Source organism: Brumimicrobium oceani (assembly GCF_003143775.1).
Lineage (GTDB): Bacteria > Bacteroidota > Bacteroidia > Flavobacteriales_D > Crocinitomicaceae > Brumimicrobium > Brumimicrobium oceani.
In genome coordinates, this window is the sequence record NZ_QFRJ01000008.1 from 85,914 (window position 1) to 103,429 (window position 17,516).

The window sequence follows — 17,516 nt, forward strand, 5'->3', positions numbered from 1 at the left end:
AAAAAACAAAAGCGCTATGGCGCTTTTGTTTTTTCCTCTACTTTGAGATATGCCCCTAGCCTAATGTCATCCTGAAGAAAATTTATTTTTCAATTTGTTGAAAATAGAAATTTGCGAAGGATCTTGTCGGTTCACCGCTTAATCACATAATTGATTAGATGTATTTACTGGTAAAGTATCGGATAGGCATTTAAGTTAATACAGCACAAACTCATACTTCTTTTTTTTCTTCTGTGCGACCTATGCGTAAACCTCCGCGCCTCAGCGGTAAAATTCCCAGCAAAAAAAAGCTGCTCCAAAAATTGGAACAGCTTGTAATATTTTGAGCTTGAACTCTTATTTTAATTTTCTTGCAACCTCTTTTTCTTCGTAAGCTTCAATGATATCGCCTACTTTAATGTCGTTGAACTTGTCAATGTTCAGTCCACATTCGTAGTTGTTTTTCACTTCTTTTACGTCGTCTTTGAATCGTTTCAATGAACCTAGTTTTCCTTCGTGAACTACAATTCCGTCTCTAATTAAACGGATGTTAGAGCTACGTTGGATATAACCAGAAGTTACATAACAACCTGCGATTGTACCTACTTTCGTAATATCGAATGTTTCTCTTACTTCGGCAGTACCCACGATTTCTTCCTTAATGTCTGGAGATAGCATCCCTTCCATTGCAGATTTCAATTCGTCGATTGCTTTGTAGATTACAGAGTACAATCTGATGTCGATTTGTTCATCATCTGCCAATTTCTTAGCGGTAACGGTTGGCCTAACTTGGAAACCAATGATAATCGCATCAGAAGCAGAGGCTAAATTCACATCGGCTTCGGTAATTGCACCTACAGCTTTGTGAACAATATTCACTTGAATTTCTTCAGTTGACAATTTCAACAATGAATCAGATAAGGCCTCAATAGAACCATCCACATCACCTTTCACAATAACATTTAATTCCTTAAAATCTCCAATCGCTAAACGACGACCAATTTCATCCAGGGTAATGTGTTTTTGTGTACGAAGACCTTGTTCTCTATATAATTGCTCTCTTCTTGTTGCAATATTTCGTGCTTCACGTTCATCATTCATAATGTAGAACTTGTCTCCCGCACTTGGTGCACCATTAATACCTAAAATAGATATAGGTGTAGACGGAGGAGCAACATCAAGGTTTTTACCTTTTTCATTCAACATTGCACGAACTCTTCCTGTGTGTTTACCGGCTAAGATAATGTCTCCAATCCTCAATGTACCTGCTTCTACAAGCATGTTAGTTACATAACCTTTTCCTTTATCAAGAGAAGATTCTAGTACAGTTCCCACTGCATTTTTGTTCGGATTAGCTTTTAATTCAAGTAAATCTGCTTCTAAGATTACTTTTTCAAGTAATTCATCTATGTTCTTACCATGTTTGGCAGAGATTTCTTGACATTGATATTTTCCACCCCATTCTTCAACAAGAATGTTCATTGTAGAAAGTTGTTCTTTAATTTTATCTGGATTTGCTCCTGGCTTATCGATCTTATTGATTGCGAATACCATAGGAACTTCCGCTGCTTGGGCGTGAGAAATCGCCTCTTTTGTTTGTGGCATCACATCATCATCAGCTGCTACAATAATAATGGCAACGTCTGTAACTTGCGCACCACGTGCTCTCATCGCAGTAAAGGCTTCGTGACCTGGAGTATCAAGGAAAGTTAATTGTTTTCCATCTAGTTTTACAGAGTATGCACCAATGTGCTGTGTAATTCCTCCTGCCTCACCGTCGGCAATTTTAGCTTTACGAATGTAATCCAGTAAAGAAGTTTTACCGTGGTCAACGTGACCCATCACCGTAATAATTGGTGGACGATCTACTAAATCTTCTGGACTATCTTCTTCAACTTTAATTGCATCTTGAACGTCAGCAGAAACGAATTCTGCCTCAAATCCAAATTCTTCAGCTACAATTTGTATTGTTTCCGCATCCAAACGTTGATTGATAGAAGCAAAAATACCTAAGGACATACATGCTGAAATTACTTCAGTAGGTCCAACATTCATCATTGAAGCTAATTCTGAAACTGAAACGAATTCAGTAAGCTTTAATATTGATTGTTCTTTTTCTTCTTGTTCTAATTCTTTTTCACGCTTTTCTGCATAAGAATCTCTCTTCGCTCGTCTGTTTTTTGCTCCTTTGGATTTCCCTCCTCCAGATAAACGTGCTAAAGTATCCTTGATTTCTTTTTCAATATCTTTTGCTGTAACCTCTTTTCTTGGTTCAGGTTTTTTCTTCCCTCGACCTTTGGCACGCACCACATCTGTTCTTGGTCCTTTGGTAGCAGGAGCGTTTCCGCCTGATTTCTTAGGATCAACTTTTTTGATGCGTTTACGTTTTCTTTTGTTGTCGTGCTCTTTTTTCTTAGGCTCTTTCTTTTCTGGTAAAACAATTTTACCAACTACAGTAGGGCCTGCAAGTTTTTTTCTAGATACAGAAATCAGCTCAACTTTCTGTTCCTCTTTTTTAGGAGCAGGTGTTTCTGCTACTGGCTTCGTTTCTTCTTTCTTTTCAGGAGCTGGAGCTGGTGTAGGTTTTGGTGCGTGCTTCTTTACATTTTCATGTTTCTTAGCAGCTGGTTTCTCCTCTTTTTTCTTCTCCTTCTTCTTTTTGTCAGGACGTGTTCGTGTATCAATATTCGAAAGATCGATTTTTCCGATAACATTCAGTCCACCGCTTTTCTCGTCTTTCGACTTAGGCTCTTCCTTGATTAATTTCGGAGCTTTATCCTCTTTTTCAACAGGTTTCTCAATCTCTTTTTCAACTTTAGGGGACTCGACTTTTTCCTCGGATTTCTCCACTTTCACCTCTTCAGGTACAACTTCTTGAGCCGGTTCTTCTTTCTTCTCTTCTTTCACCTCCACTTTTGGAGTTTCAGCTACCTCAGGTTTTTTCGCAGGTTCTTCTGGAGGAGCAGTTTCCTTCACAGGAACAACGATGTCTTCTTCATCATCTTCTTCCTTGGAAATTTCTTCCTCTTTAGTTTTCAGAGAAACAGTTTTTCTCTTCTCGCGTTTTACCGCTTTTTTCTCCGCTTCTTCCTTCAGCGTTTGATCATCAGCAAATTTTACACTCAAGATTTCGTAGTGTTCAGGGTCTAACTTTGTGTTAGGACTTGAGTCTATCTCAATCTCTTTTGTTTTCAAGAACTCTACTAACGTGGCAATACCTACGTTTAATTCTCGTGCAACTTTGCTTAATCTTTTTACTTTACCGGCCATATATTACGTCCTTCCTATTAATCTATAATTCTTTATTAAATGCCCTAAGTTAAGGTTTGTATTGAATCTATTCAAACTCTGACTCTAAAATCTTAAAGACTTCTCGAATAGTTTCCTCTTCAAGGTCAGTTCTTTTTATTAATTCAGACACCTCTAACTCAAGTACTGATTTAGCTGAATCGCAACCAATGGCTTTCAATTCATCTATAATCCAGCTGTCGATTTCATCTGCAAACTCTTCCAAGTCAACATCTTCAACATCCTCTGCACCTTCTCTGTATACATCTATTTCATATCCTGTTAAGCGACTTGCCAACTTGATATTGAATCCTCCTTTACCAATCGCCAAAGAAACTTGATCATTTTTAAGGTATACGTTTGCACGCTCTTCTTCTTCAAGTAATTCAACTGAAGTGATTTTGGCTGGTGAAAGTGCACGTTGAATATACAACTGCATGTTGTTTGTGTAATTAATTACATCAATATTTTCATTGCGCAATTCACGAACAATTCCGTGAATACGAGATCCTTTCATCCCTACGCAAGCTCCAACTGGGTCAATTCTGTCATCGTAAGATTCTACCGCAACTTTAGCACGCTCTCCTGGAACACGAACAATTTTCTTAATTGTTATTAAACCGTCGAATACCTCTGGTACTTCCAATTCAAATAAACGCTCTAAGAATTCTGGAGCAGAACGAGAAAGGATAATCACAGGAGTACTGTTTCTCATATCTACTTTCGCCACAACCGCACGAACAGGTTCTCCTTTTTTGAAGTAATCTGATGGGATTTGCTCTGATTTTGGTAAAATCAATTCATTTCCATCGTCATCCAAAATAAGGATTTCTTTTTTCCATACTTGGTAAACCTCACCAGTGATGATATCTCCAATACGGTCTTTGTATATTTTGTATAGTTGATCTTTCTCTAATTCTAAAATTCGAGAAATCAAGTTTTGGCGCAATGAAAGAATATTTCTTCTTCCAAAATCTTCAAATTTAATTTCTTCAGAAACATCTTCCCCAACTTCAAAATCTGGTTCGATTTTTACTGCTTGAGAATATGCGATTTCTATATTTGGGTCTTCAACCTCTCCATCTGGAACAATTTCTTTGTTTACCCAAATCTCGAAGTCACCCTTGTCAATATTAATAATAACATCACAGTGCTCGTCTGTTCCGTATTTTTTCTTCAAGATAGAACGAAATACGTCTTCTAAAACACGCATCATTGTCTGTCTATCAATACTTTTAAATTCTTTGAATTCAGTGAAAACTTCTATTAAGTTCATACTATTCATTATTTCATTTTTTAAATGATATTACAATTTTTGTTTCTTTTATCTCATCGAAAGTAAATTCATGCTCTCGAACAATAATTTCTTTTTTCTTTTTCCCTTCAACACGCTCTTTTGTAGTGGTTTCCAGTTTTATTCCCTTTTCGTCAGCGTGTGTTAAAACTCCTTCAATCGTATTGTTTTTTTCTTTCAGCTGCACCTTTACTTCGTTACCGATGTTTTTAGTGTACTGTTGTAAAACACGAAATGGTTTATCCAGCCCAGCTGAGGAAACAGAAAGTTCGAAGTCCTGTTCCTCTCTATCTAAGTTGTGTTCAATATTTCGGGAAACAGAAACACAGTCGTTAATGGCAACATTTCCGTTTTCTACGTCTAACTCTACTTGAATAACGTTGCTTGAGGAGATGGTTATCTCTACAATAAACAAGCCTTTATCTAGCTCATTTATTCTCTCAAGTGCGAGTTCTTCTATGATTTTCTTCTTCAGCATACTTACAAAAAGAGGGGACAAATTGTCCCCTCGTTCTATTAAATTTCTATATAAAACAGTGCAAATGTAATTAAAATATTCTGAAAAACAATATTATTTTTTTATTGGGTTAGATGTCAGTAGGATAAGCTTCAAGTAGACGTCTTAATTTGCCTCTCTTTTATTAAAATTAATGCCTATCCGATACTTTACCATTAAATATATCTAACCCAACCATAATGTGATTCAGCGGTAAACTAACAAGATCCTTCGCAAATTTCTATTTCCAACCAGTTGAAAATCAATGTTTTCAACTCTGTAATGATCTGACCTGGTTAAAGAGAGTACTTTTTATTGTAGTATATTAAACAACTGGTAAAGTTCCCGATAAGCATTTTAAGATTAATCAAAATAAGAGAAAACTAAATGAGCTAAGCCCTCTACAGATAATTTACCCAGTTTATGTCTGGAATCATAGGCGCGCGAACTAAAGATTTCTCCCGTTGAAATATGGATATATCTTGCTGAACCAGTTACGGCTTTATCGGTGGATTTGTTGTAGTAATAATTCCCATAAATTATCATTAGGTAGGGATCGTTGTAGGTGTTCAGTAATTCCTTCATTTGCTCGTAATCTACCCACAGGGTTTTTAAGTCTTTATGGTGATTATTAATGCTTTGAATTAGAAATGAATTTATTAGTGCCGATTCATTATATTTTTCTGTAGAAAAGTCCTCGCTGATTGCAATTCCTGTGTTTTTGAGTCTTCCCTTTGGTGCATGCTTATTTATTCCTTCACCTAAATAGTCAGTAAATTGAAGAGTGGCTTCTAGGTCAAATTTTTCTTTGTATTCTGCTGTTAGGACTGGGGCTAAAAGAATAATGTCGCTTTGCCTTACGTTTTCGATGGATTCTAAGGAGGATTCGTTATTGTATCGGACTACTTTTCTCTTGCTGTGTTTTTGTTTTTCGTCATTATATACCTCATGAAATTCACCGTTTTTCACTAAGTCATATAAGAGAAACTTTGCATAGTTTTCTTGAGTGAGTTCTGATTTGGAGCTCCCTACACTTTGTTGCTCACGCATTCTTCTTATTCTGTCATATTTCGTTTCGGTCGTTTTCTCTTCATTTTCTGTTTTCGTTGAGCTTGAGTCGCTCTGTTGATTTATTTGTTCTAGCGCATCATAGAAACTGATGTTTTCTAATTCGTCAATTCTGAAATTTCGAGAGCGGGCTAAAGTGGAAATGGTTTCCGTTCTTATCTCTTCAAGTCTTTTAGAGTTGGGATATTGTTTATAAATGTCTTCAATTTGTCTTAAACTTAATAGTGTCAAATCATCTTGACTTATGTTTTTGAAAAATCCGTACAATAGGGAAATGGAACCTTCTTTATTTTCATAATCTTGTGTAATTCTGTTCAATTTTCGGCTTACAGAAATCTGGTTAAGGGAAGCCCAAGCTAGGGCTTTACTCATCTGTAGATATTTATTGCCGGGAAATTGTTTTTCTAAAATGTAAATTTCATAAAGTGCTTTTATGAATTCTGACTTGAGTAAATTCTCGCGAACAGACTCAAATCTGGCGATGTTTTGGATGGTTTTAAACTCTTCATCGTTTATGAAGTTAATGTTGTTTTTCCAGTCTTTGTAATTTTTTATTTCCTTTTCAATGGCAGCTCTTCTTTTACGAATGTTGGGGTGAGTACTTTTTGAATCATCATAATCTTCAAATGCTAAAATTGGATTGGGATTTTCTGGAAACAAAGACAGAGGAATGTAAATTTTAGGATTACCAAAAAAGGAGCTGTCTATGATTATTTCATCAAAAGGGAGGTAAGAATACATTAAGACATCAAAAACAGTATTTACTTCTTCGGCAGCGTATCCTGCGGCATGATAAAGTTTTAAAGCATCTTTATCTGCTTCAAATTCATGGTCTTTTGAAAGCGTTACAAGGTCCTCATAGCTACTTGTTGGATCTATTTCGCCTGCTTTGGACTGCGAATAAGATTTTTGAAGATGTTTTTTCTGATAATGTACAATTTCGTGAGACAATACATAAGCCAATTGAGCCTCGTTTTCAATTTGAGAGAGCAGACCTGTGGTTATGAATATCACACCGGGATCTGTGCACAAGGCGTTAGTTATATTCGTTGTAATGACGTAGAACTGTAAATCACGTCTTAGTCGGGCTTCATTTTTTAGTAAGTTAGCGGCTACCTTTTCAACGTATTTTGTCATTGGGTCGCCATACAAGACCAATCCTGTTTTTAGTAGATTGTTTAGCGCATAATTGGTGTACTTGGCATATTCTTCTTTACTTTCCTTATCAATGAATCTGGCGTTTTCAATTCCAAGGGCAACTTTATCACTAAAGGAAGTGGTGAAAAGAGTAGGTGCTTTTCCTTCTGCTTGGGTGGTGTTGAAATCTGTAAAAAAATCATCCTGCGCCAAAACAAGCGCAGGATTGATAAAGAGTAAGGTGATGAATATTTTAAAATGTTGAAGTTTCATTCGGGGTATTTATTTTCTTTTGAAATCGATTAAAGATACAAAAGTTTTTCCTCCTATATTATGAATCGCATAATAAACGCCAGATTCATTGGTTTCAATTGCATTTTTATAACTAATTGAATTCACATTTTCTTTCTCAAAGATTCTCTTGATCTCTAATTCCCCCGTTTCAGAATGGAATGTGGCTTTGATAGGGATGATTTTTTTACCTACATCCATTTTATGAAAAAACCATATTCCATTGCTGTCTTTGGGTTTATATTCTCCTTTTTTAAATACATTTTTCTTGCTGTTGAAAATAAGCTCTAAGTCATTTTGATCATTAACATATATGAATTGTCCACTAAGGTTATATTTTGTACCAGAAACATCTTTTCTTAGTAAATGGCTTCCCCATAGATATTTACCATCGGCATCCATTTTTATTATATTGGCTCCATAATCTATCCTGTTGGCAGTTGTTGTATGCGTAAATATGAAATAGCTTGAACCATTTTTGTCGAAAATGATTTGTCTGATTGAGCCAAGTCCTCTTCGGGCTTTTTCAACTTCAGCATCTAAAGAGTAAGACTTCCTGGTTAATTCGGAGGTTTTAAAATTGTAAGTGTAAGCACCCAGTACGTTTTTTGCAATTTCATCGTTTTGTTCTTCATCGTCTTTTTTGACATATATAGATTGAACGGCAATCAAAACTTTATCATCTGCAATGTTTTCGCTAATTGTGTAATTAATAATTCTGCTGTGATCTGGAAGAATCTGATTGATTGTAGGCTCTGCGTCTTGACTAAAAGTAATCATGTTTGAAGCGAAAATATTTTTTGTTATCGTGTATCCTGAGGCTGATTGTTCATACTCCCTTACTAAAAACACTCCTTTATCGTCGCTGAGAACTTTAGATGCGATAATCTCGAATTGACTAAAGTTTGTTGATGCAGTAGCATTTACAGCATTTAACTCTTGATAATCTTCATCGAAAAGAAAAAGTTTTAATTGGCTAGGTGCATTTCGATATCTTAGATGAATGGAGATTAATGTGTTTCCTGTTTGCTTGCTGTTGTCAGCATAGTATTCCGTACTGGAGAAATTGGCTGCATCTATTTCAATATCAGCAAACCTTATCGGATTACCAATCGGATTATAGTCTAAAGTGTATTTTTGAGTGTAGAGTTCAATGGATTTGTCGTTTTCTATACTGTAAATTCTCGTTAGTTCTTGTTTACCATAAATGGTTTCGACTGTTTTTGTGCGTTCACCTCCAATTTTCTTGTTGAAGTTATGATTTCCAACTTTTTGTCCGTCTTTAAAAATGTTGACTTTACCACTTTTTGGTTTTTGCAAGTAGATATTATCATTTGCATAAATTAAACCCTCTCCTTTGTGGGCTTTTACTCTTTTTGCTTTTTGTGATGAAATTATTTCTTGAGCATTCATTGAAAATGCAAGAAATGTAACCGTTAGAATTGTGATAATTTTTTTCATAATGTATTCGTGTTTCTAAATTGTATTATTTGTTCAGATTATAGTGCGAAAGAAAGTCCTGACCTAAAATAGATCATATTGTAAAACGTTTCGTGACCGAGTTTGTTTTTAACGAAATACCGAGCATAAGCGGGAGATTCTATAGGATTTTCTTCAGAGTAATATCCCGATTGCATAGGTAAGCCTCCATCAGCTTCCATATCTTGGTAGAGGCCTATGTTCAAATTAACGCCTAAATCAAAACTTAGATTTTTGGTGATTAAAATGCGATAGGTGTAATTCATAGAAAAACGGGTGAAAATGTACATTTTGTCGTAGTCTTCCATGTAATTTTCTAAATCGGTATAAGGAGTTGCTTCGTCAAATCGATAATTTTGCTTTTGGTCCAATGAAAACATTCTTACTCCTAAACCGCAAGTAAATAAATGTTTGTTAGGAGAAATTGTGGCGTCCGAAAAAACTCCCCAAAGAAATTGTACGTCATAAACATTGAAAACAGGTGTTGAAATTTCAAAGGGAACTTCAATATCCTTATCTGCATCGAAAGGATCGTACTTGTATTCCAATACAGCATTTTCATTCATGGTGAGGTTGTGTTTCTGATAATTAAACTCAACTCCAACAATTCTGTTGGCATTGTAGAGTCTCATGTATGATGTATTTAACATCAGATTAAAGTTCTGAAAATCAGAAACCAGCTCGTTGTTTTCGTTATAACCTTGGAAGTAAGTTCCTCGTCCAATTCCAGCGTTAGAAGCGCCCATTTCATCATTGAAACTCCCATTTTGATTCATAGGAATTAAGCGGGGATTAAAACTGGCATTCACAGAAAAAATATTACGTTGATTAAAGAAGTAATTGTCTTGTCCTAATGCAATAGGAAAAAAGCCCAGCATTAGGAAGGAGAATAGAGATATATGTAATTTGTTCATTGTCATTAAAATTTTGAGAATATTTCGAATGCTAAACCACCAACTGAGGCCCTTCTCACCTTCAAAGCCACGGAATAGTAATCGGACCTTAAAACTTCGCCTGTTGAAATATTAATGTAAAGCGCTTTTCCTGATAAATTACTTCTGAAAATCGATGATTTATTTGCTTCGCCAGAAATGATCACGAGGTAGGGATTGTTGAATTCTGATAGCAATTCTTGAGTCTCCTCATGATCTATAAATTGATCTTTGAAATCGCCATTGTTAAGATTCAGTTTTTGAATTAAGTAGGAAGTAAATAAACAGGCATCATTGTATTTTTGCGTAGTGAAATCTTTTGTAAATGCTATGTTTTTATTGTGGGTTCTGTTTGTTGGACTGTATTTGGTGAGTTCGTCCGACATTAATTCATAAAACAACATGGTGTTTTTAAGACTGAATTCGCCTTTCACTTCTGCAATGAGTTGTGGTGCAACTAAAATAACATCGCCGTCTAGTTTTTGGTGTTTTGCCTTTCTCTGTTGCCTTCTTTCTTTCCTAGATAGTATTGGGTGTATTTTGTCGTTCTTGATTTTCTCAACTTCTTTTTCAAAGATTTCGTTGAATTCGCGTTCTGCTACTAAATCATACAGAAGAAAAGAAGAAAAGTTTTCATCTACTAATTCTTGCGTGCTTTCTGTAGAACTTTGTTCTGCCCTAATTCTTTTAATTTTGTCATATTTCGATTCCTCTGTTAGGTCGTTATTTTCAGTTTTCGCTGTATCCAAAAGATATTCCTCTCTGAGTTGTACTGCATCGAAATAACTAATTTTTTCTAATTCGTTAATTTCAAATCTTCTTAAATGGGCCAAGGTTGAAATCGCTTCATTTCTAAATTCTTTAATTCTTGTCGAACTTGGATTTTTTTTGTGAATATCTTGAATTTGCCTTACTGCTAATAGTGCAATTTCCTCCTTAGAAAGTTTTGAGATAAAACCATATAGTACCGAAATAGCGCCTTCTTTTTCGTCTACTTTATTGATGAAAGATCGCTTCTTGCCTGAAATAGTGGTTTGACTCATGAGTAGCCATGCGAGTGCTTTATTGCTTTCTAAAAACTGGTTATTTGGAAAAGCTTTTTCGAGTATGTAGATTTCGTATAGCGCTTTTACATAATCTGAACGCAGCAAACTTCCTCTTACAGATTCAAATCGTGCGATGTTTTGGATTTTTGAAAATTCTTCTGTTCCAAAAAATTGACTATTGGATTTCCAGTTGTCGTATTTTCTGATTTCCTTTTCTATGGCGTCTCTTCTTTTTCTGATATTGGGATGTGTACTTTTACTATCGTCATAGTCCTCAGAAGCTAAAATTGGATTTGCTTTTTCTGGAAAGTAAGACTGCGGAATATAAATGTCGGGATTACCGAAAAAACTGCTATCAATAGGTACTTCATCGAAAGTGAGATAAGAATACATGAGAACATCAAAAACCGTGTTGATTTCTTTCTCTGAATATCCTGCGGCATGATAGAGTTTAAGAGCTTTGGCATCGGCCTCGAATTCATGGTCTTTCGATAAGAGTACCAAATCCTCATAAGATGTTGAAAATTCTAATTCCGATTCCTTACTTTTATTGAAAGATTCTTCTAAGTGTTTCTCTTGATAATGAACGATTTCATGTGCAATAACATAAGCCAGTTGCGCTTCGTTTTCGATTTGTGAAAGTAGTCCTGTTGTGATAAATATGACTCCGGGATCGGTGCAAAGAGCATTAGTTATATTTGATTTTATGACATAAAACTGTAGTTCATTTGCTAATTTTTCATCGTTCTTTAATAGATTGCTGGCTATTTTATCTACGAATATAGTCATCGGGTCACCGTAAAGGACAAGTCCAGATTGCAAAAGGCTATTCAGCGCATAATTGGTGTAATTGGCATATTGCTTTTTATCCTTATCACTGATATTGGTGGTGGTTTTAACTTTTTCCGCTACTTTATCTTCAAAGGTGGTTGTGAAAATGCTTGGTGCTCCTCCCGCAGATTGTGTAGTTTTAAAATTTGAAAAAGTGTTTTCCTGAGAATAAACAAAAACTGAAAAAAATAACGCAGCTGCAGAAAGTAGAGGTTTAATGATAGGATAATTCATAGTAGAACTTTGTGTTTTCCGCTGAAATTAACAAAAGTTTATGAATCTATCGGTGTTTTTATCTATTTAAATAACTTTTTGAGGGTGTTTATGAAAAATAGAGTGGCTTAAGTTAAAGATGGGCTTTCTATCAAATCGCTCCCATCAATTGCAGGGTCTCTTTTGATGCTGCTTGTTCCGCAACTTTTTTCGAATTTCCTGTGCCTCTGCCATAAGGGTTTGAATTGATGTAAACTTCTACTTCGTAATGCCATTTTCCATCGGCAAATTTTTCAGTAATAAGCTTAAATTCAATATCTAGCCTACTTTTCTGAGACCAAATATAGAGTTTGCTTTTAAAGTCAATTTCTTTCTCTAATAATGTAGGTAAATCTAGGTGTGTTCTCAGCACTGAGTGAAAAATAGATTTCTTGGCAGCTTCATATCCTCCGTCAAGATATATTGCACCTATTAATGCCTCGAATGCATTTCCTTCTAGCGTAGCTAGTCTTATGCTTCTGCCTGTTTGGTAAACAATGTGTTCAGAAACACCCATAGATTGTGCAATGGCTGTAAGAGTTTTCCTGCTTACCATTTTCGATTTCACTTTTGTTAAATAACCTTCATCTTCATTCGGAAATTTGTGAAAAAGAAAGTCGGCTATAATTGCATCAAGAATGGTATCTCCAAGAAATTCTAAACGTTCGTTAGAGATAAGTTTATCCGAAGTGTTCGAAATAGACTTGTGCGTTAATGCGATTTTAAAAAGTACTAGCTTTTTAGGTCTATAGCCAAATTTCTTAATGACAAACCTAATTAACTTGAGGTCATTTTTGCTTTTGGGACTAGAACGGAATGAAAATAGTCGCCTCAAAACCTTTATTTTAACTTTTTAAATATTGCGGAAGTGTTGTGTCCTCCAAAACCAAATGTATTTGATAATGCTACATCGACTTTACGTTTTTGAGCGACATTAAATGTGAAATTCATTTTATTATCAATCTCAGGATCATCGGTGAAGTGATTAATCGTTGGCGGAACAATATCATGTTTCACAGCAAGAATACAAGCAATTGCTTCGATAGCACCTGCTGCACCTAGTAAGTGACCGGTCATTGATTTGGTAGAAGAGATGTTAAGCTTGTAAGAATGGTCACCAAAAACTTGTTTTATTGCTTTTGGTTCAGCAATATCTCCCAATGGAGTAGAGGTACCATGAACATTTACATAATCTACATCTTCTGGTTGAAGTTCGGCATCTTTTAGTGCTTCAATCATTACATTTCTTGCGCCAATCCCATCAGGATGTGGTGCGGTAATATGGTAGGCATCACTTGACATTCCACCACCTGCAACTTCAGCATAAATTTTAGCTCCACGCTTAATGGCGTGGTCATAATCTTCTAGGATAAGCGCACCTGCACCTTCACCTAAAACAAATCCATCTCTGTCTTTGTCGAATGGACGAGAAGCGGTTGTTGGATCATCGTTACGCATTGAAAGCGCACGTAAACCATTGAAACCACCAACGCCCATAATGTTTACAGCGGCTTCTGATCCACCAGTAACAATTGCATCCGCTTTTCCTAAACGAATTAGGTTGAAAGCATCAATAATTGCGTTTGTGGAAGAGGCACATGCTGAGACTGTTACATAGTTTGGGCCACGCAAACCATATTTAATTGAGATGTGCCCTGCAGCGATATCAGCAATCATTTTTGGAATAAAGAAAGGGTTGAACTTAGGTGTTCCATCGCCATTCAAGAAGTTTTCATGTTCATCTTGAAGTGTTTTTAATCCACCAATCCCAGAACCCCAAATTACTCCAATACGGTCGGTATTTGGTTCAGACTCCATTAACTTAGAATCAACCATGGCTTCCGTTGCGGAAACCATGGCATATTGAGAAAATTGATCTAATTTTCTAGCTTCTTTTCTGTCAATGAAGTTATTAACATCGAAATTTTTAATCTCGCAAGCAAACTGTGTCTTGAATTTAGATGCATCAAATTGTTGGATAGGTGCAGCACCACTTTTACCAGATATAAGTCCGTCCCAATACTCTTCTAAAGTATTGCCAATAGGCGTCAAAGCTCCTAATCCTGTTACTACAACTCGTTTAAGTTCCATGAATTTAATCTAAATTAAAAATTACAGTTTGTTACCAAATTCTAAACGCTTATTTTGCGTGTTCTTCGATGTAAGATACTGCTTGACCTACAGTTTGAATGTTCTCTGCTTGGTCGTCAGGAATAGCAATGTTAAATTCTTTTTCGAATTCCATAATTAGCTCAACTGTGTCTAGAGAATCTGCTCCTAGATCATTTGTGAATGAAGCTTCTGTTGTTACTTCTGCTTCTTCTACACCCAACTTATCAATAATAATTGATACAACTCTTGATTTAATATCAGACATTTTTCCTATTTTTAAAGGGTTAATTCAGCCTGCAAAGAAATAATTTATGTTTTGAAATTCAAAATTTAAACATAAATTTATGCTTTCCAATGCTTCTTTAGCCCAAAGATTACTTGTTATTACTGCTCTGTAGAGCTTTTTTATTATTACTAATTCGTTTAGTAACGGGTTAAAGATAGAAAAAAAAATGATTTTGCACGCCAATTTTATGATTGCTGATTTTAAAAAAATAACTTTGTGAAAAATTGATGTTATGGTGATTCATTCGGCAGAGTTTGTGATTAGTAATACAGAGATAGAAAAGTGCCCTAAGCCTGATCTGCCCGAGTATGCTTTTATTGGTCGTTCTAATGTGGGGAAATCTTCACTGATTAATATGTTGACGAATCACAAAAAATTGGCCAAGACCTCTGGTAGGCCAGGGAAAACACAATTAATTAATCATTTTATCATTAATAAAGAATGGTTTCTCGTGGATTTACCGGGCTATGGTTACGCAAAAACTTCCAAAACCAATAGGAAGAAGTGGGAAAAATTCATTGAAGAATATTTGTTGACCAGAGAAAATCTTTTGAACACTTTCGTTTTAATTGATAGCAGGCTTGAACCACAAAAAATTGACTTGGAGTTTATGGAGTGGTGTGCGACTGAAGGCTTACCTTTTTCAATGGTTTTTACGAAAAGTGATAAAATGTCGGCTGTTGAATTAGATAAAAAAATCGCGAAGTATAAACGAGAGATGTTAAAACAGTGGGAAGTGATGCCGCCTTATTTTGTTACATCCAGTGTCTCTGCAAAAGGTAGGGATGATGTGATGGATTATATTTCTGAAATAAATGAAGTGTTTGATCCGGAGTAGAATATTTTTTTCACATTGTAGAGGCGCAATGCATTGCGCTCTACAATGTGAAAAAAAATTATTTAAACCATCTGCTCTTATAGATTGAATTTCTATAATCGTCTAAAATTTCGTTTCCGTTTCTACCTCTAAATTTCTTAATCCATTTTGGGTAGCCTGTATGTACCTTTTGTTCGTATTCTTTATGAAAAATGGGAATAATGGCTAAGAAATGCACTTCCTTTCCATTGATGATTATCGGATTAAAAATATCTTCTAATTCAATTGGGTCAGATAAAAGGAAATTGTCCTGCTTCATCGTTTCTGAAATTTGATGTGAAGGGTTTCCGTTGGCAATCGTGTGTCCTGGACCATACCAAGTTTCACTTTCTACAACATTTTTGGTCAATTTTTGAATAACTTTTAAAGGCCACATCATGTTTTCGTTTTCTGTGTCATTTAAGTCCCAATATCCCGGTAAGCAGAAAAATATTTCGGTATGTTTTCTATCTTGATACCTTTCATTTACTGGCATTTCGTATAATGACAAACCGTTTGTGCAAATGATGGTCAAAGGAAACTTCTTTTCTATGTCAATTTTTAATAAATCGATATAGTCTTCTTCCCCAATCGGATAGTCATTTACCCGATGTTCACCAAACCTTTTTTCTAATGCTGATTTTAAATCGCTCATTGTATTTTGTTATCGTTCATCCTTAATTGGAATTGATTTAATTCCTAAATGATCAAGATTTTGCGTAAGTAAATGTGGTTTTCTAGACTAAGGAATCCATTTGGTGTCAGAGAAGTCTGGTTTACGTTTCTCCAAAAATGCATTTCGACCTTCTTTTGCTTCGTCTGTCATGTAGGCCAAACGTGTGGCCTCTCCAGCAAAAACTTGTTGCCCAACCATTCCATCATCGGTTAAATTCATCGCGAATTTCAACATTTTGATTGAAGTAGGAGATTTAGCTAATATTTCCTGGGCCCATTCATAAGCAGTGTCTTCTAATTCATCATGTGGAATTGCAGCATTTACCATTCCCATATCTACAGCGTCTTGTGCCGAATAATTGCGACCTAAAAAGAAGATTTCACGTGCTTTTTTCTGTCCTACCATTTTTGCAAGATAAGCAGAACCATAACCACCATCAAAACTCGTTACATCAGCGTCAGTTTGTTTGAAAATTGCGTGTTCTTTACTCGCTAAAGTCATGTCGCAAACCACGTGAAGCGAGTGTCCACCACCAACTGCCCATCCTGGAACTACTGCAATAACTACTTTTGGCATAAAACGAATTAAACGTTGAACTTCAAGAATATTTAAGCGGTGCATTCCGTCTTCTCCAACATATCCTTTGTGTCCTCTTGCTTTTTGATCGCCTCCAGAACAGAATGAGTAAACCCCATCTTTGCTACTTGGACCTTCAGCAGACAATAAAACCACTCCAATGGAAGTGTCTTCTTGTGCGTCATAAAACGCTTCGTATAATTCAGATGTAGTTTTAGGTCTGAATGCATTTCTAACATCAGGTCTATTAAATGCTATTCTCGCTACACCATTTGATTTTTTATATGTTATATCTTCAAATTCTTTTACTGTTTTCCAATCTGCTTTTGCCATAATCAAAATTTTGGGTGAAGTTAAGGAAAATTAGAAGAATTGTGGAGTAGTGAATGTCGGAAAATGAAGGAATCTAATATATCTAAAATTTAAGCGGAATTTTCTAAACTTAGAAGTTTTTTATTCTCAAATCGTAATTGAAATTTTTAATTTCTATCAATTGAAAAGCCTTTTCTATCAATGATGGATTTAGAATGAAATTGTATTCTTCCGGAATTACAATAGAAGGAGCTTTTATAATTCCAATATTGTTTTTAAATAATTCTGTTCCCATCGTTTTTGTAGAATAGGGTGAGGGAGTTGCGTTCCAGTTGGTCGGGATTTCATTTGGCGTAATTTCGTGCAAATATTTATCGTCGATTTCAAAAACACAAAGACTTAAATCTTTTGGTATGTATTCTATATTTATGTTCACGGAATATTCTAAAACCGCTAAGGCACGACTTTCAGAAGTGTAAATACATGGCGTGTCAATGTGATTCCATCTCCCACCATACAATTTTGCACCGGTTCCTCCCAGGTCTTTGGCGTATTCTGTTTTACTTATTCTGTAGACCTTCATTCTTTATTTAAATCTTTTAAGC

14 protein-coding genes are annotated in these 17,516 nt (G+C 35.5%); 1 reads left to right on the forward strand and 13 read right to left on the reverse strand.

The genetic code is table 11. From position 1 onward, the window contains the following. Nucleotides 1–336 precede the first annotated feature (336 nt). From infB to DIT68_RS10950, 10 genes are all read right to left on the reverse strand, one after another. Nucleotides 337–3,249 (reverse strand): translation initiation factor IF-2, encoded by a 2,913-nt coding sequence (gene infB, locus DIT68_RS10905; RefSeq protein ID WP_109359839.1) that lies wholly within the window; start codon nt 3,247–3,249, stop codon nt 337–339. A gap of 67 nt (nt 3,250–3,316) precedes the next feature. Next, nucleotides 3,317–4,552 (reverse strand): transcription termination factor NusA, encoded by a 1,236-nt coding sequence (gene nusA / locus DIT68_RS10910; RefSeq protein WP_109359840.1) that lies wholly within the window; start codon nt 4,550–4,552, stop codon nt 3,317–3,319. 4 nt (nt 4,553–4,556) lie between these two features. Continuing rightward, complete coding sequence (rimP, locus tag DIT68_RS10915; protein WP_109359841.1) at nt 4,557–5,039, reverse strand: ribosome assembly cofactor RimP; 483 nt, start codon at nt 5,037–5,039, stop codon at nt 4,557–4,559. Nucleotides 5,040–5,420: 381 nt separating this feature from the next. After that, entirely contained in the window at nt 5,421–7,535 is a 2,115-nt protein-coding gene (locus tag DIT68_RS10920) for a M48 family metallopeptidase (RefSeq protein ID WP_109359842.1), read from the reverse strand. A gap of 9 nt (nt 7,536–7,544) precedes the next feature. Beyond that, the gene (locus DIT68_RS10925; RefSeq protein ID WP_109359843.1) at nt 7,545–9,014 is read right to left on the reverse strand and encodes a hypothetical protein; all 1,470 of its coding nucleotides are present in this window, start codon (nt 9,012–9,014) and stop codon (nt 7,545–7,547) included. Nucleotides 9,015–9,052: 38 nt separating this feature from the next. Further along, complete coding sequence (locus DIT68_RS10930) at nt 9,053–9,946, reverse strand: hypothetical protein (protein ID WP_146194194.1); 894 nt, start codon at nt 9,944–9,946, stop codon at nt 9,053–9,055. A gap of 5 nt (nt 9,947–9,951) precedes the next feature. Continuing rightward, a complete protein-coding gene (locus DIT68_RS10935) occupies nt 9,952–12,075 on the reverse strand; it encodes a M48 family metallopeptidase (protein ID WP_109359845.1) in 2,124 nt (707 codons plus the stop codon). Nucleotides 12,076–12,205: 130 nt separating this feature from the next. Beyond that, nucleotides 12,206–12,928, reverse strand: coding sequence for a ribonuclease III (gene rnc / locus DIT68_RS10940; RefSeq protein WP_158276171.1), 723 nt, complete (start codon nt 12,926–12,928; stop codon nt 12,206–12,208). Nucleotides 12,929–12,933: 5 nt separating this feature from the next. Then, entirely contained in the window at nt 12,934–14,184 is a 1,251-nt protein-coding gene (gene fabF / locus DIT68_RS10945; protein WP_109359847.1) for a beta-ketoacyl-ACP synthase II, read from the reverse strand. A gap of 49 nt (nt 14,185–14,233) precedes the next feature. Then, nucleotides 14,234–14,470: an acyl carrier protein gene (locus DIT68_RS10950; RefSeq protein ID WP_109359848.1), complete on the reverse strand. Its 237-nt coding sequence runs from the start codon at nt 14,468–14,470 to the stop codon at nt 14,234–14,236. Nucleotides 14,471–14,723: 253 nt separating this feature from the next. Here DIT68_RS10950 and yihA point away from each other — a divergent pair, with 253 nt between their 5' ends. Beyond that, complete coding sequence (gene yihA / locus DIT68_RS10955) at nt 14,724–15,329, forward strand: ribosome biogenesis GTP-binding protein YihA/YsxC (protein WP_109359849.1); 606 nt, start codon at nt 14,724–14,726, stop codon at nt 15,327–15,329. 58 nt (nt 15,330–15,387) lie between these two features. Here the strand turns inward: yihA and DIT68_RS10960 are convergent, their stop codons facing one another. The 3 genes from DIT68_RS10960 to DIT68_RS10970 all read right to left on the reverse strand — a co-directional run bounded on the left by DIT68_RS10960 (nt 15,388) and on the right by DIT68_RS10970 (nt 17,494). Continuing rightward, the gene (locus DIT68_RS10960; protein ID WP_109359850.1) at nt 15,388–16,002 is read right to left on the reverse strand and encodes a suppressor of fused domain protein; all 615 of its coding nucleotides are present in this window, start codon (nt 16,000–16,002) and stop codon (nt 15,388–15,390) included. A gap of 87 nt (nt 16,003–16,089) precedes the next feature. After that, entirely contained in the window at nt 16,090–16,932 is an 843-nt protein-coding gene (locus DIT68_RS10965; protein ID WP_109359851.1) for a 1,4-dihydroxy-2-naphthoyl-CoA synthase, read from the reverse strand. 109 nt (nt 16,933–17,041) lie between these two features. Further along, entirely contained in the window at nt 17,042–17,494 is a 453-nt protein-coding gene (locus DIT68_RS10970) for an RES family NAD+ phosphorylase (protein ID WP_109359852.1), read from the reverse strand. Nucleotides 17,495–17,516: the final 22 nt, after the last annotated feature.